This window comes from Methylococcus sp. ANG, from assembly GCF_040730495.1.
Lineage (GTDB): Bacteria > Pseudomonadota > Gammaproteobacteria > Methylococcales > Methylococcaceae > Methylococcus.
Genome location: NZ_CP160399.1, coordinates 3,760,390 through 3,774,831 on the forward strand (window position 1 = coordinate 3,760,390; position 14,442 = coordinate 3,774,831).

At 66.6% G+C, this 14,442-nt stretch carries 16 protein-coding genes; 10 read left to right on the plus strand and 6 right to left on the minus strand.

The window, feature by feature from the left end; translation table 11 throughout:
• Positions 1–247: 247 nt before the first annotated feature.
• Positions 248–802, plus strand: coding sequence for a hypothetical protein (locus ABZN20_RS18405; RefSeq protein ID WP_367026189.1), 555 nt, complete (start codon positions 248–250; stop codon positions 800–802).
• Positions 803–1,028: 226 nt separating this feature from the next.
• Here ABZN20_RS18405 and yfbR read toward each other — a convergent pair whose 3' ends face one another.
• Positions 1,029–1,616 (minus strand): 5'-deoxynucleotidase, encoded by a 588-nt coding sequence (gene yfbR, locus ABZN20_RS18410; RefSeq protein ID WP_218805860.1) that lies wholly within the window; start codon positions 1,614–1,616, stop codon positions 1,029–1,031.
• 112 nt (positions 1,617–1,728) lie between these two features.
• Between yfbR and ABZN20_RS18415 the strand changes: the two genes are divergently transcribed.
• The 6 genes from ABZN20_RS18415 to ABZN20_RS18440 are packed head-to-tail and all read left to right on the plus strand — an operon-like array spanning position 1,729 to position 8,544.
• Complete coding sequence (locus ABZN20_RS18415) at positions 1,729–2,190, plus strand: chemotaxis protein CheW (protein WP_218805861.1); 462 nt, start codon at positions 1,729–1,731, stop codon at positions 2,188–2,190.
• On the plus strand, positions 2,181–3,437 hold the full coding sequence (locus ABZN20_RS18420; RefSeq protein ID WP_218805862.1) for a CheR family methyltransferase: 1,257 nt from the start codon (positions 2,181–2,183) through the stop codon (positions 3,435–3,437). The genes ABZN20_RS18415 and ABZN20_RS18420 overlap by 10 nt, the downstream gene beginning before the upstream one ends.
• A complete protein-coding gene (locus ABZN20_RS18425) occupies positions 3,434–4,087 on the plus strand; it encodes a chemotaxis protein CheW (RefSeq protein WP_218805863.1) in 654 nt (217 codons plus the stop codon). Before ABZN20_RS18420 ends, ABZN20_RS18425 begins: the two co-directional genes overlap by 4 nt.
• Entirely contained in the window at positions 4,084–6,315 is a 2,232-nt protein-coding gene (locus ABZN20_RS18430) for a hybrid sensor histidine kinase/response regulator (protein ID WP_367026190.1), read from the plus strand. The genes ABZN20_RS18425 and ABZN20_RS18430 overlap by 4 nt, the downstream gene beginning before the upstream one ends.
• The gene (cheB, locus tag ABZN20_RS18435) at positions 6,312–7,379 is read left to right on the plus strand and encodes a chemotaxis-specific protein-glutamate methyltransferase CheB (RefSeq protein ID WP_367026191.1); all 1,068 of its coding nucleotides are present in this window, start codon (positions 6,312–6,314) and stop codon (positions 7,377–7,379) included. Before ABZN20_RS18430 ends, cheB begins: the two co-directional genes overlap by 4 nt.
• Entirely contained in the window at positions 7,372–8,544 is a 1,173-nt protein-coding gene (locus tag ABZN20_RS18440) for a fused response regulator/phosphatase (protein ID WP_367026192.1), read from the plus strand. Before cheB ends, ABZN20_RS18440 begins: the two co-directional genes overlap by 8 nt.
• A 213-nt stretch (positions 8,545–8,757) precedes the next feature.
• On the opposite strand, the gene ABZN20_RS18445 is transcribed toward ABZN20_RS18440, so the two are convergent.
• Positions 8,758–8,916: a hypothetical protein gene (locus ABZN20_RS18445; protein ID WP_218805867.1), complete on the minus strand. Its 159-nt coding sequence runs from the start codon at positions 8,914–8,916 to the stop codon at positions 8,758–8,760.
• Positions 8,917–9,153: 237 nt separating this feature from the next.
• Between ABZN20_RS18445 and ABZN20_RS18450 the strand changes: the two genes are divergently transcribed.
• Positions 9,154–9,897: a substrate-binding periplasmic protein gene (locus tag ABZN20_RS18450; RefSeq protein ID WP_367026193.1), complete on the plus strand. Its 744-nt coding sequence runs from the start codon at positions 9,154–9,156 to the stop codon at positions 9,895–9,897.
• Here ABZN20_RS18450 and ABZN20_RS18455 read toward each other — a convergent pair.
• Entirely contained in the window at positions 9,894–10,388 is a 495-nt protein-coding gene (locus ABZN20_RS18455) for a glutathione peroxidase (RefSeq protein ID WP_367026194.1), read from the minus strand. The genes ABZN20_RS18450 and ABZN20_RS18455 overlap by 4 nt on opposite strands.
• Positions 10,389–10,424: 36 nt before the next feature.
• Entirely contained in the window at positions 10,425–11,780 is a 1,356-nt protein-coding gene (locus ABZN20_RS18460) for a GGDEF domain-containing protein (protein WP_255556295.1), read from the minus strand.
• Between the two features lie 135 nt (positions 11,781–11,915).
• Here ABZN20_RS18460 and parA point away from each other — a divergent pair, with 135 nt between their 5' ends.
• The gene (parA, locus tag ABZN20_RS18465) at positions 11,916–12,539 is read left to right on the plus strand and encodes a ParA family partition ATPase (protein WP_218805870.1); all 624 of its coding nucleotides are present in this window, start codon (positions 11,916–11,918) and stop codon (positions 12,537–12,539) included.
• 27 nt (positions 12,540–12,566) lie between these two features.
• Complete coding sequence (locus ABZN20_RS18470; RefSeq protein WP_367026195.1) at positions 12,567–12,815, plus strand: hypothetical protein; 249 nt, start codon at positions 12,567–12,569, stop codon at positions 12,813–12,815.
• A gap of 9 nt (positions 12,816–12,824) precedes the next feature.
• On the opposite strand, the gene ABZN20_RS18475 is transcribed toward ABZN20_RS18470, so the two are convergent.
• Entirely contained in the window at positions 12,825–13,442 is a 618-nt protein-coding gene (locus ABZN20_RS18475) for a sulfite oxidase heme-binding subunit YedZ (RefSeq protein ID WP_367026196.1), read from the minus strand.
• Between the two features lie 13 nt (positions 13,443–13,455).
• Positions 13,456–14,388, minus strand: coding sequence for a protein-methionine-sulfoxide reductase catalytic subunit MsrP (gene msrP / locus ABZN20_RS18480; RefSeq protein ID WP_367026197.1), 933 nt, complete (start codon positions 14,386–14,388; stop codon positions 13,456–13,458).
• Positions 14,389–14,442 lie beyond the last annotated feature (54 nt).

The following is a 14,442-nucleotide window of genomic DNA, read 5'->3' on the forward strand; positions in this document are numbered from 1 at the left end:
TCAGCGGCTGTAAGGAACCGCTCCGCCTCACGACTAATCGATGGGATCTACCCTGGCTCGCTGACACTTCCGAAGGCGGTGATCCAAGAATAGATCGCCACAGCGCTAATGATCGGGGTCTCGTTTCTCTCTATGCTGGGTTTAACGTGTGGCCTTCTGTCATTATCATCCACGAGGCGTTTATTGATCTGCAGAATTGCTGCTGGATTTTAATTGTAGCGGCTGATGCAGGTTGTGAGGACTGATTATGATCAACAAATTTTTACCCAATCCTTGTGTCGTGCGGAATTTTGTCGGGTTGATTGGTTTGGCGGCTGCGCCGGCATTGGCCTCGGCCGGTAGTGTGGTTTACCAGGCGAAAATCGTCTGCGGCGTAGATCCCGCGGGAGTCGTCGCGCGTATAGTTCCAGGGCATTATTTGACCTCGGTTGGGATACAGAATCCCGCGGGCAGAAAAGCCGCTAATCTAAAGATGCGGGTGGCTTTGACTTTTCCTCCGGCGGCAGCGGTTGGGGTGCTAGCCGAGCCGGGGCCGGTCTCTGACGTGAAGACCGCGAAGCTGAACGCCTATGAGGCGCTGGAAGTCAGTTGCGATCAGATCTTTGGAGACGGCGTTAATTCGGCGTTTTTCTCCGGTCTTCCGCAGAGGCCAAATAACACGCCTTTCCCTTACTTCGAAGGGTTTCTCATTATCGAAGCAGATCGTCCCGTTTCGGTAGCGGAGACGCACACCGCATCCGCCGACTCGAATAGCGCAGTGAGCAGTATCAGCGTCCAGCATCTCCAGCCGGTGAGGAAATAGGAGAAAAACCGTGCGGGATCGGCGGTCGCTATGTCGATCCCGTATTAGGACATGATTTCGACCCGAATTCACAGTTAATCAGGTGGGTGAAAGTTCGTTTGCCTTCAATGCGGCATGTGACTATTTGATATTGCTGGACATAGTGAGAAAGTTTGACGCGGCGAGCTTATAAGCGACGGTATCGACGGCATGGGAAAGGGTCTCCGCTGCGCGTAACGACAAATACTCACAACACCAGCCGGTCCAGCGTCAGTTCATATCCTGGCACGAACACTTCCATGAAATAGTCGACTTCCGGCAACCCCAGTTGCCGGATTCTTTCCCAGATTTCCTCTTCCGCGTTGACGAATTCGGTGTTGCCGGCCCGCCGTTCGGCGCGGCATTTCAGGTAGGCGGCGATGCGGTCGGCGGCTTTGATCAGGACGTGGACTTCCTCGGGGATTTCCTCGGGCAGCAGCATCCGGGCGAATGCCGGTTTCAGTTCTTCCGGCAGCAGGGCGAGCAGTTCCCGGGAGGCTTTTCGCTCCAGGTCCTTGTAGGCGTCGCGGATGGCGGGGGAATGGTATTTGATCGGGGTGGGCAGGTCCCCGGTGATGGCTTCGCTCACGTCGTGGTAAAGCGCGGCGGCCGCGACCCGGTCGGCGTCTACGGGCTGGTGGAGGATTTCGCCGCGGATCACCGCCAGGGCGTGGGCGATGACGGCCACCTCCCAGCCGTGCTCCATGACGTTCTCTTCGTAGGCGTTGCGCATGAGGCCCCAGCGCTTGATCCAGCGCAGGCGGCCCAGATGGGCGAAAAACGGGCTTTCGTTCATGGGCTTGCTGATTCCATGGAGTCGTGAAGCCGGCCTGGGGGCGTGAGAGCGCCGGCATGGCCGAAGATCGCGGCATGCAGAAAAATGCGTGGGCCGGTATGATCTTCGGCCTATGTTGCTCGTACCCTTCCAGATCGGCGGTGAGCATTATGCACTGCCCGCCGCCGATGTCTTCACGGTGGCGCAGGTACCCAGGCTGCGTCCGCTGCCGCAGGCGCCGGCCTGGGTGGCGGGCGTCTTCCGTTATCGCGGCGCCGTTTTGCCGGCTGTCGATCTGAGCCTGCTGATCGCGGGGCAGCCCGCCCGCAGCCTCCTCAGCACGCGTCTGCTCCTGGTCGGGAATGCCCAAGACTTGGAGGCCAGGCCCGCCCTGGGGCTGCTGGCCGAGCGGGTGACGGGTACGGAGACCGTCGATCGGGACGCGCTCCGCAAGACCGGCGTCAGCATTCCCGGCGCCGAGTGGTTGGGCGAGGTGGCCGGGCTGGACCGGGTTCTGCTGCAGCTCGTCCATTGGCAGCCTCTGGCGACCGAGGAACTGGCCCGTTTGTGCGCCGGGGTGGACCGGTGCGGCTGAATGGCGACATCGGCTGGCTGCGGGACTGGCTGGCGGCAGCCGGACTCGAGCCGCGCGCTTTGGGCGAAGCCGCCGTCGAATGCGCCTTGAAACGGCGGCTCCATGCCGCCGGCTGTGCCGCCGCGGCCTACCCGGCGATGCTGGCGGCTGATGCGGAGGAACGGGCGCGTCTGCTGGAGGCGGTATTGGTGCCCGAAACCTGGTTTTTCCGGGAGCCGCCGGCCTTCGAAGCGCTGGCCGAGTCCGCCGCCCGGCATCGGCTGGAGCGGCGGACTGGGCCGTTCCGGGTCCTCAGCCTGGGCTGTTCGACGGGGGAGGAGCCCTGGTCCATCGTCATCGCGCTGCGGGAGGCCGGGTTGGAAAAGGGGGATGTCCGGGTCGAAGCCCTGGATATCAGCGCCAGGGCCATCGAGGCGGCCAGTGTGGGAATCTACGGCGGACGCTCGTTCCGGAATCCGGGGGACGGGACCTGGCGCAGCCGCTATTTCGATGAGATCGGTCACGGCCGCTACCGTGTGCAGGACGGGCTGCGCGGCGACGTCGAGTTCCGGGTCGCCCACCTGGGCGGGGCGGGCTGGGGCGACGGCAGCCGGCGCTACCACGCGGTGTTTTGCCGCAACGTGCTCATCTATTTGAAGGCCGATCTCAGGGCCCGAATCATTGGACGGTGCCGTGAGGCGCTCGATCCGGGCGGGTTGCTGGTTCTGGGGCATGCCGACGGCATCGGCGGGCTCGACCGCGGTTTCCGGCGGCATGGCGCGGCCGGAGCGTTCTCCTGGATACGGCAGGACGCGGCCGAAGCGGAGATCCCTCCCGTTCCTCCCTCCAGGCCGGTGCCCATCAAGGCGGCCAGGCGCGACGCCCTGGCCGGAGCGAAGCCTTCGGGGCCGGACCTGCCCTCTGGCGCCAAGGAAGCCGCGCGTGCCGCGCCGTCGGATGACGTCGCGACGCTGAGCACCGCGCGCGCCCTGGCGGACGGTGGGGACTACACGGCCGCGGAACGCCTCTGTCTCGGCTATCTGGCTTCACACCCGCACGATCCGGAGGTCCACGCCTTGCTCGGGATCGTCATGTCGGCCGCCAACCGGGAGGACGAAGCGCTGAAATATTTCCGCCAGGCGCTTTATCTGGCCCCCACGCACGGCGAAAGCCTGCTGCACATGGCCGCCCTGCACGAGCGGCGCGGGGATGAGGAGCGCGCCCGCCACTTCCGCAACCGCTCCGCCGCCGGTGAGGGTGGGCAATGACGGAAGCCGGAATCTCGGAGGAAAGCTGCTGGAACCGGATCGGCATCTACGGCAGCCGTGAGTGCCCCCGCCTCGCCGAGGTGATCCATTGTCGCAGTTGCGGCGTTTATCAGGCCGCGGGCCGTGCGCTGTTCGACCGCCCGCCTGCGGAGGACAGCATCGAGCGCTGGACCGAACAGCTCTCGGCCGTGACGGACGAGGACGCCGCGGAACGGACGTCGCTGGTGGTCTTCCGGCTGGGGGCGGAATGGTTTGCCTTGCCGGCGGAGTGGGTGCGGGAAGGCATCGCGCCGGGCCTCTGGCGGAGCGTTCCGCACCGCAGCGGGAACGAATTCCTGGGAATCATGAGTGTGCGCGGCGATCTGATTCCGTATTTTTCCCTCGCCGCCGTCCTGGGCATCGAAAGCGAAGCCGATTCCGCAAGTGGAGTGGTCCTGGTCTGCGGCGGGGAGGGGCGCCGGCTGGTGTTTCCGGTCGGAGCCATCCTGGGCGCGAGGCGTCTGATCCTGGACGAGGAAAGCAGGCCGCCGGCGACGGTCGGCAGGGCCGCCGACGCTTACACCCGGTGGCTGGTGAGGCATCATGTGGGAAGCATAGCGGTGCTGGACGCCGAACGTCTGTTCGGAGCGCTCGAGGCCATGCTGCGATGAGCGATTTCGCCCTGCTGGATCTGTTCCGGGAGGAAGTCGACACCCATGCGGGCGTCCTGACCGCGGGCCTGATCGCGTTGGAAGCGGGGCCGGCCGGACCCGGGCAGATCGAACCGCTCATGCGCGCCGCCCATTCGCTCAAGGGGGCGGCGCGGGTCTTGGGGCTGGATGCGGCGGTCGGCATCGCCCACGCCATGGAGGACGGGCTGGTGGCGGCCAAGGAAGGCAGGCTGGAACTGAGTCCGGCGCGGGTCGACGTGCTGCTCAAGGGCGTCGACTGGATCGTCGCCCTGGCGCAGGTGGACGAGTCGGACCTGCCGGCCTGGCTGGTGGCGCAGGCGGACGCGGCGGACGATCTGGAGCGCCGTCTGCGGCATCTCGAGCAGGTGGAACCGGGTACGGCCGGCGGCTCCTCCGGGCCGGCGGAGCCGCCGGCAATCGCCGAAGCGGCGCCGCCTCCTTCCGAAACCGAAGCCGTGGCGGTGTCCGCCGCGCCGGTACCGGAACCCGTGTCCACCGGGGCGCCGGACCGCTCCGTCAAGATCAGCGCCGAGGTGCTCAACCGGATCATCAGCCTGGCCTCCGAGTCACTGGTCGAGGCGCACCGCATGGAGGACATGCTCGCCGGCCTGGAGACCACTCGCCGGGGGTTGGGCCGGCTGGCGGCCGTGCTGCAGAAAGAAGATCAAGGGGCGAGTGCGCTCCGGCTGCTGGAGGAGATACGCGGCGGGCTGGGGCGGACGCTCGAGGAGCTGGATGCCCACGCGCGCCGCGCGGCGTCGACCGCCGAATCCCAGTTCAGGGAAGTGGTGGCCGGCCGGATGCGTCCTTTCGAGGAAGGGACGCGTTCGTTTCCGCGCCAGGTTCGCGATCTGGCGCGGGAGCTCGGCAAGCAGGTCCATTTCGAGATCGGCGGCGGCACCACCCTGGTCGACCGTGACATCCTCGCCAAGCTGGAGGCGCCACTCGGCCATCTGCTCCGGAACGCGCTGGATCACGGCCTGGAGCCGCCGGAGCAGCGGCGGGCGTCGGGGAAGCCGGAAACCGGCAGCCTCCGCCTCGAGGCGCGTCATCACGCCGGGCTGCTGCTGATCTCGGTGAGCGACGACGGCCGCGGCGTGGACCGCGAGCGGCTCCGGCGGAAGATCGTCGAACGCAACCTGACCACGGCGGCGCTGGCGACGCAGATGACCGACGCGGAGCTGTTCGACTTCCTGTTTCTGCCGGGGCTGTCGACGCGCGACGTGACCAGCCGGGTATCGGGCCGCGGCGTGGGTCTGGACGTGGTGCAATCCATGGTGCATGCCGAAGGCGGCTCGGCGTCGGTCGAGTCGGCGGCCGGCCGTGGCACGGTGTTCCGGCTCCAGCTTCCGGTCACCCGCTCGGTGGTCCGCGCCCTGCTGGTCCGGCTCGGTGGCGAACCCTATGCCTTCCCCCTGGCGCGAATCGGCTACCTGGCGGCACTGGAGCCTTCCGAACTCAAGACCATCGAGGGCCGAAGCTATTTCGTCGCGGACGGCGCGAACGTCGCCCTCGTCGCCGCCCGCGAGCTGCTGGGAATGGAGGCTCCGGATACGATGGCGGACCGCATCCATGCGGTGGTTCTGATGAACCAGGGGGAAGCCTTTGCCATCGAGGTCGACGACTTTCTCGGCGAGTCCGAACTGGTGGTCAGGCCCATGGATACGCGGTTCGGCAAGGTTCCGCACCTCAGCGCCGTTTCGGTCGCGGAGGACGGCATGCCCGTCCTGATTCTCGACGTGGACGACCTGTTCCGGTCCATCGCCTCGATGCTGTCGGGCGGCCTGGCGGTCGGGCGGCGCGGCCGTTCGGCGCCGGAACGCCAGCGTGTCCGCAGGATCCTGGTGGTGGACGATTCCATCACCGTGCGCGAACTGGAGCGGCGGCTGCTCGAAAATCAGGGCTACGAGGTGGACGTGGCGGTCGACGGCATGGAGGGCTGGAATGCGCTGGGGCTGGGCCGCTACGATCTGGTGGTGAGCGACGTCGACATGCCGCGCATGAACGGCATCGAGCTGGTGCGGCGGATACGGGCCGATGCCCGTTTCGAGCGGCTGCCCGTCATGATCGTTTCGTACAAGGACAGGGAGGAGGACCGGATGGCGGGACTGGAGGCGGGCGCGGACTACTATCTCGCCAAGAGCGGGTTCCGCGACGACACGCTGATCCAGGCGGTGCGGGAACTGATCGGAGAGGCCGCGGTTTGAGGATCGCGATCGTAAACGCGGACCGCCAGGCGATCGAAACCCTGCGCGGCGTGGTCGAGCGGGAGGCGGGCCTGGAGGTCTGCTGGACCGCCCTCGACGGGAACGAAGCCGTGGCCCGCTGCGCCGCCGACAGGCCGGATCTGATCCTGATGGCGATGCATCTGCCGGCCATGGACGGTGTCGAAGCCACGCGCCGCATCATGGGCACGACTCCCTGCCCCATCCTGGTGGTGACGGCGACGATCGCCGGTGCCTTCACCCGCGTCTACGAGGCCATTGCGGCCGGCGCGCTGGATGCGGTCGAGACGCCGCGACGGCTGGAGGACGGCGAGAAAGTCGCCGGCGCCGGCGAGCTGTTGCGCAAGATAGCGACGGTGGGCGCCCTGATGGCCGCGCCGTCCCACGGGGCATCCGCGGGAAAACCGGCGCCTCGGCAGGCGCGGCCGTCGAACGGCGAGGGGGTGCCGGTGGTGGCGATAGGGTCCTCGACCGGCGGTCCCCAGGCGCTCGGCGTCGTTCTCGCCGGGCTTCCGGCCGATTTTCCCGCTGCCGTACTGGTGGTGCAGCATCTGGACGCGCGTTTCGCCGACAACCTGGCGCACTGGCTGTCGCGCCAGACGCCGCTGGATGTCCGGCTGCTGGAGCGGCCGGAGCGGATCAGGCCGGCCACGGTGTTCCTTGCCGCTCGCGAGGCGCACATGGTGCTGGACGGCCGGATGCGGCTCCACTACGTCGAAGCCGAGGACAAGGCCAGCCATTGCCCGTCGGTGGACCGGCTGTTCGAAAGCCTCGCCGTTCTCCCCGGCCTGGCCGGTTGCGGGGTGCTGCTGACGGGGATGGGCAGGGACGGCGCAGCGGGTCTGCTGGCTTTGCGGCGGGCGGGCATGATGACGATCGCACAGGACGAGAACACCAGCGTCATCTGGGGCATGCCGGGGGCCGCCGTCCGGCAGCAAGCGGCCAGTGCCGTTCTGCCTCTGGATCGGATCGCGCCCGCCGTGGTGCGGCACATACGTTCGTTAACGGAACCGGGACGAGTTTCCCAGGGAGCTTCTGATGAGTGAAGAGAAAGGGGTGACCGCGGCGCTCGCGGTCGCCCACCCCGTCGTCGTGCTGCTGATCGACGACCAGAAGATCATCGGCGAAGCCGTCCGCCGCCTGCTGAAGGACGAGACGGACATGGAGTTCCATTTCCTGAGCGATCCGACCCAGGCTCTGGCGGAAGCGGAGCGGGTACGGCCCACCATCATCCTCCAGGATCTGGTGATGCCGGAAGTGGACGGGCTCGATCTGGTGATACGGTTCCGGGAGCATCCGGCTTCCCGCAACATCCCGCTGATCGTGCTGTCGAGCAAGGAGGAGCCGACGGTGAAGGCGGAAGCCTTCGCACGGGGGGCGAACGACTACCTGGTCAAGCTGCCCGACCGCATCGAGCTGATCGCCCGCCTGCGCTACCATTCCAATGCCTACATCGCCCAGTTGCAGCGCGACGAGGCCTACGGCGCGCTGGCGGCGGAACTGCACGAGGCGGCGAGCTACGTGCGCTCGCAACTGCCGGCGCCGATACTCGCGGGGCCCATCCGCAGCGCCTGGGAGTTCGTGCCCTCCACCACGCTGGGAGGGGATTCCTTCGGCTATTTCGACGTCGATCCCGGCCATTTCGCATTTTTCCTCCTGGACGTCTGCGGGCACGGCGTGGGGCCCGCCCTGCTCTCGGTATCGGCCATGGCGGCGATCAGCCGGCGTACCCTCCCGGAGGTGGATTTCCTGGAACCGGCGTCGGTGCTTGGTGCGCTGAACGAGGCCTTCGCCATGGAAAAGCACAATCTGCTGTATTTCACCATCTGGTACGGGGTGTTCGAGCGGGCTACCCGCACGGTGCGCTATGCCAGCGCGGGGCATCCCCCGGCGATCGTCATCGCGGCCGGCGGCGGGCCGGCCGAGCTGCGGCAGCAGGCCATGCCCATCGGCGTGATGGGCGATGCGACGTTCACGGCAGCGGAGTTCCGCTTGCCGCCGGCCGCCGCGGTTTATCTGTTCAGCGACGGAATCTACGAGGTCACGCGCCCCAGCGGGGACGAGTTCACGTTCGGCGAGTTCACGGAGCAGCTGGCGTCGGTCGCTTCGGCCGGCGGCGGGCCGCGGGAGCTGCTGGCGGCAATGCGGGCCATCCAGGACAGTGCCGAGTTCGAAGACGACGTTTCCGTCCTGGAGTTGAAGTTCGATTGATCCCGAGGGCTCCGGAGCATCGATGATCCGCAGCGCCGCTCGGCCGGTCCTCATGAGGGCGAGATCGGTGCGGCCGGCGTGGAGTTTGCCGAGGTTGGGGAATGGCGCGGCGAGGTCCGCCGCCCCCGAACCATTCCGCCAGTTTCGCGCCGTATTCGTCCACGGCGGTGGCGGGTATCCAGCGTCCCTCGCCGGTCGGATCGTCCGGCCCCTTCAGCTGCAGCGCCGTGCCGGGGACGGTGTATTCGTGGGGGAGTAGTTGAAGACGGAAGACGGGTAGAACAGGTTCTGGCCCATGGCCTTGGGGAGTTCGCCGAGTACGCCGTCGCTCTGGGCGTTGTATGCGCGGAGCAGGTGTGTCACGAACTGCACAGGCCGCAATCCCAGGTGTACGGCAGTGTGTGGATTGCGTAACTCCAGCCGTGATCGCTGGTATGGCCGTCCTTGCGCAAAGGCTGAGAATGAGTTGTCAGGAGACTCCAACGTCTCGATTTCGGCGCCGACTCCCTCTACACTTCCGGGCCGAACCGGCCGGCTGCACGGGCGCGTTTTCCGCCCGCCGCCGGCATTGCGCCACCCACGAATTTCATCAAGGAGCGGGGTCCCAAGATGTCGAAACTGCCGAAGCTGAGCCTGGCCGCCATGCTGTTGTTCTTTGCCCTGGCCGCCAGGGCCGTGCAATTGCGCATGGTGGCGGACGAGTGGCCGCCGTATGTCGATCCGACCGCCGCGGGGGGCGGTCTGGCCATCGACCTGGTGTCCGCCGTGTTTTCCCGCGCCGGCTACACCACCCAGCTCACGGTGGACGACTGGTCGCGCGACCTGGAAGGAGCCAGCATCGGCGTCTACGACGTGGTCGCGAACATCTGGTACACCGACGAACGCGCCCAGTATCTCGACTACAGCGATCCTTACCTGGTCAACGATGTCCGCTTCGTCAAGCGCAAATGGACCGACATCGAGTTCGAGGATTACGGCGACATCCGGGGCCTGCGGATCGGCATGGTGAAGAACTACGGCTACCCTTCGGGGTTTCTCCGTGCGGGCGGCGTGCTGAAGATCGCCAACGACACCCTGGTCGAGGCGCTGACCGAACTGGTGGAGGGCCAATGCGATCTGGTGATCGACGACAAGCACGTGCTGGAATACACGGCGAAGAGATACCTGCCCGAAAGCGAGAACCGCCTGGAGTTCCTACCGCGGCCGGTGGGCCTTGAGCAGCTGCACATCGCCGTCAGCCGCGCCAATCCCAATCACGCCCGGATCGTCGACGACTTCAACCGTGCGCTCAAGGCGATGAAGAACGACGGCACCTACGGCCGGATTCTGGATGCCCACAACTACCGGCCTTAGCCCTCGCTCCCGGCGGCCAGCAGCGGCAAGAGGTCGGGTTCGATGCGCTCCGGCGTGGCGGTCGGCGCATAGCGCCTGACGACTTCGCCGTTGCGGTCGACCAGGAACTTGGTGAAGTTCCATTTGACGGCTTCGCTGCCGAGCAGGCCCGGTTGCGCGGACTTGAGATAGGCGTAGAGGGGGTGGGCATGGTCGCCGTTCACCTCGATCTTTGCGAACAGCGGGAAACTCACCTCGTACCGGCTCGAACAGAACCGTCGGATCTCCGCCTCGCTGCCCGGTTCCTGCGCGCCGAACTGGTTGCAGGGAAAGCCGAGGATCACCAGGCCGGCGTCGCGGTGGCGCCGGTACAGCGCTTCCAGGCCGGCGTACTGGGGGGTGAAGCCGCAGCGGCTGGCGACGTTGACGATCAGGAGAACCTTGCCGCGGTAGCTGTCCAGGCGAACGGCTTCGCCCTCCAGGGTGCGGACTTCGAAGTCGTAGATGTTCATGGCTCAAATCCTGTCGCAAGTTGAGGGGAGGCGGTATCAGGCGACGACCACGCGGTTGCGTCCGCCCGATTTCGCGGCGTAGAGCGCCTTGTCGGCCCGATCCACCAGGGCGGTGTCGTCTTCCACGTCGGTGTCGGGGTACGCGGTCGCCCCGATGCTGACGGTCACGCGGATCGACTGGTCGCCGTCCATCAGTACGAGGTCGTCGACGATGTGGCGCAGCCGCTCGCCCACGTATTCCAGGTCGTGCAGGGAGGCGGCGGGCAGGACCGCGATGAATTCCTCGCCGCCGTAGCGGACCAGGACGTCGCCCTCGCGCAGCACCGTGCGCGCGGTCTTGGCGACGCGGGCGAGGACCCGGTCGCCGGCCAGATGGCCGTAGGTGTCGTTGATCCGTTTGAAATAATCGATGTCGAACATCAGGAGGCCGAGCGGCAGGTTCAGCCGGACCGCGCGTCTGAATTCCTCGCGCAGCCGGGCCATCCCGAACCGGCGGTTGTAGGCGCCGGTGAGGGGATCGAGCGCCGCCAGGGTCTGCAACCGGTCGTACAGCAGCGCGTTGTGCAATGCGAGCGCGAGGCCTCTTTCGAAGACGTCCAGGCGATTCCGGTCTTCGGCGCTGAAACCCCGGCCGCTGGCCAGCACGACCGCTCCCAGTACCACTTCCTTGTGCAGCACGGGATCGATGATGACTTCCCGCGGCCGGAACCGCGCCAGCATGCCGTCCACGGCCAGATCCTCGGGCAGTTTCACCATGTGGCGGCGCTCGCTGCGCAGGGCGCTGCGGACGCGGTCGTTGTTCGCCAGGGTGTGGGCGCTGCCGATGCCCTGCGACGCCGCAACCCGGATTTCGCCTTCCACTTCGATCAGGATCGCCCCGCCGTCGGCGCCGGTGTGCTGCAGCAGGAGCGCCAAGGCCTGTTCGGTGAGCTGATGGACGTCGAGTTCGCTGACCAGCATCTCGGTGAACGTCCGGACCGCCGTTTCGGTTTCGATCGAGAGTGCCAATGCCTGGATCAGTTGGTTGAAGGCCCTGGCACCGTCGCCGATTTCGTCGTCGGAATCGACCTGGATGGCGCAATGTTCCGGGGTGCATTTTTCGGGCGTGTCGCCGTGCGCCATGCCTTGCAGGCGGCTCGCGACCAGGCCCATCCGTTCCGCCAGCAGGCGCAGCCGCTCGCCGACGACCGAGCGCGCCAGTGCGATGTTCATCGCCCCCACGGCGAATCCGGCGGCGATGCAGGCGGCGAAGAACCAGGGCGTCAGCACGTACGAGGAAGGAATCCCCAGGCTCAGCGCGAAGAACGGAAAGACGAGGCCGATCAACAGGCCGAAGCCGATCATCCAGATCGACAGGTCGACGAAGACTTTGCGGGTCAGTCTGAGCATCATGGCGTTCAGAGGTGGCTGGGTGGCGGCCTGGAACCGGGCCGGTTTGTCGCAAGTCCTGAGTTTAGCGGGCTTTGCACCGGCCGGACAGCATGGCGCAGGTTGACCGGGATACGTCTTCTCCAGTAGCTTTGGGCCATGAAAACCATCGCAGTGATCTCGCAGAAAGGCGGAGCCGGAAAGACCACGCTGGCCATCAACCTGGCCGTTGCGGCGGAGCTGGCGGGAGCCCGGAGCGTCACGCTGGTCGATCTGGATCCCCAGGCCAGCGCCAGTGTCTGGGGCGACAACCGGGAGGCGCTCACGCCGCGGGTCGAGTCGGTCCAGGCGAACCGCCTGCAGCAATGCCTGGACAGGGCGCGTGCCGATGGCGCAGGCCTGGCGGTGATCGACACCGCGCCGCATTCGGAAACCGCGGCGCTGGCCGCGGCGCGTGCCGCCGATCTGATCCTCATTCCCTGCCGGCCCGCCGTGCTCGATCTGCATGCGATCGGCACCACCATCGACCTGGCCCGGCTGGCCGGTACACCCGCGGCGGTGGTGCTGAATTCGATTCCCTCGCGCGGCTCGCTGGCGGACGAAGCGGCGGAGGCCGTCGCCGGCTACGAGGTCCCGCTGGCCCCGGTGCGCATCGTGCAGCGCGCGGCTTATGTGCATTCGCTGACCTGCGGCAAGTCGATCCAGGAATTCGAACCCCGGGGCAAGGGCGCAGAGGAGATCGATCGTCTGTATCGGTGGATTTGCGGCCCCGCCGCCATCTGAACCCTCATCGTTGGAAGGACATCCCTCGTGGCGAACAACAGCAAGGTGAAACTCTCGACCGCCGTGCGCAAGGCACGGCGGAAGCCAGCCGAAGGCGCGGATACGACGCCGGCGGTGGCTCCGGCTTCCGGCTCGATGGAAGCCCCGGTCACGGCTGCGCCGGCCGGACGCGCGGGAGTCGTCCCGGCGATCGGCCGCGCTTGCCGGCTGACGGTCTATGGGGCGGTGTACGGGATGACCTACACGGTGGTTTTCCCCTGGGCCCTGGTGCGTTGAGGGGAAAGCTCAAGCGGCCGGAACCGCGCGGCTGCGGCGGCGCAGCAGGACGATCGCTCTGAATCCCAGCAGCAAAGTGAGCAGGATGGCGAACCGCAGGGGATCGGAGATGTCCTTCTTCACCAGCCACAGATAGTGGATCACCCCGCCGACGGCCGAGACGTAGACCAGCCGGTGCAGGCGCTGCCAGCGCTTGCCGCCGAGCCGGCGCATCATCGCATCGGTCGACGTGACCGCCAGCGGAATCAGCAGCACGAAAGAAGGGAAGCCCACCGTGATGAACGGGCGTTTCGCGATGTCCTTCAGTATCGCCTGCCAGTCGAAGAACTGGTCCAGCACCAGATAGCCGGTGAAATGCAGCGTGCCATAGAAGAACGCGAACAGGCCCAGCATCCGCCGCAAACGTACCAGCCAAGGCTGCCGCAGGAGGATGCGCAACGGCGTGACGGCGAGGGTGATGAGCAGAAAGCTCAAGGTCCAGTAGCCCGTCGTCCGGATGATCTTTTCGATGGGATTGGCGCCCAGGGTGCCGAGCGCGGCGCCGGCGCCGAGCCTTGCCAGCGGAATCAGGGCCGCGAGAAACACGGCGGCCTTCGCGGCCCTCAGCGCGTTCGCTTCGGGCCGCAAACGCTTCCTTCCGCTAGAAGAATTTCTTGAGGTCCATGCCGGCATAGAGGTGGGCGACCTGTTCGGCGTAACCGTTGAACATCAGCGTGGGCCGCTTGAAAAACTCGCCGAGCCGGCGTTCTTTCGCCTGGCTCCAGCGCGGATGGTCCACTTCCGGATTGACGTTGGCATAGAAGCCGTATTCGCTGGGCACCGCCCGTGTCCAGGTCGACACCGGCTGCTGTTCGAGGAAGCGGATGCGGACGATGGACTTGGCGCTCTTGAAGCCGTATTTCCAGGGCACGACCACCCGGACCGGGGCGCCGTTCTGATTCGGCAGCACTTCGCCGTAAAGCCCGAAGACCAGGAGCGTGAGGGGGTGCATGGCCTCGTCCAGGCGCAGCGCCTCCCGGTAGGGCCAATCCAGCACCGACGACTTCTGGCCGGGCATCTGGGCCGGGTCGTGCAGCGTGATGAACTCGACGAATCTGGCGTTCCCGGTGGGCTCCACGCGCTTGACGAGTTCGGCCAGCGGAAAACCCACCCAGGGCACCACCATGGACCAGCCCTCGACGCAGCGCAGGCGGTAGATGCGTTCCTCCAGGGGGGCGAGCTTCAGGAGTTCGTCGACGTCGAACACCTTGGCTTTTTGCACTTCGCCCTCCACGGATACCGTCCAGGGGCGGGTCTGAAGGCTGCCGGCGGTCCGGGACGGCGATTCCTTGTCCGTTCCGAACTCATAGAAGTTGTTGTAATGGGTGACGTCTTCGAAGGGAGTCAGCGCGTCCGGCAGGACGTAGGCGCCCGTCCGCACGCCGGGCAGCTTCTCGCCCGCGCTGAGCCAGCGGGGCAGGAGGGCGGCCGCCGCCGCGCCGGCTGCAGTCCGCATGAAGCGGCGGCGGCCGTAATACACGTCCCGCGGCGTGATTTCGGAAGGGGTGATTCTGGGTGAGCAGGCGTTTCGCATGGCAGTCTCCCGGCTCCAGTGGCGAGTGGCAACCGATGGTACTGCATGTCGCAC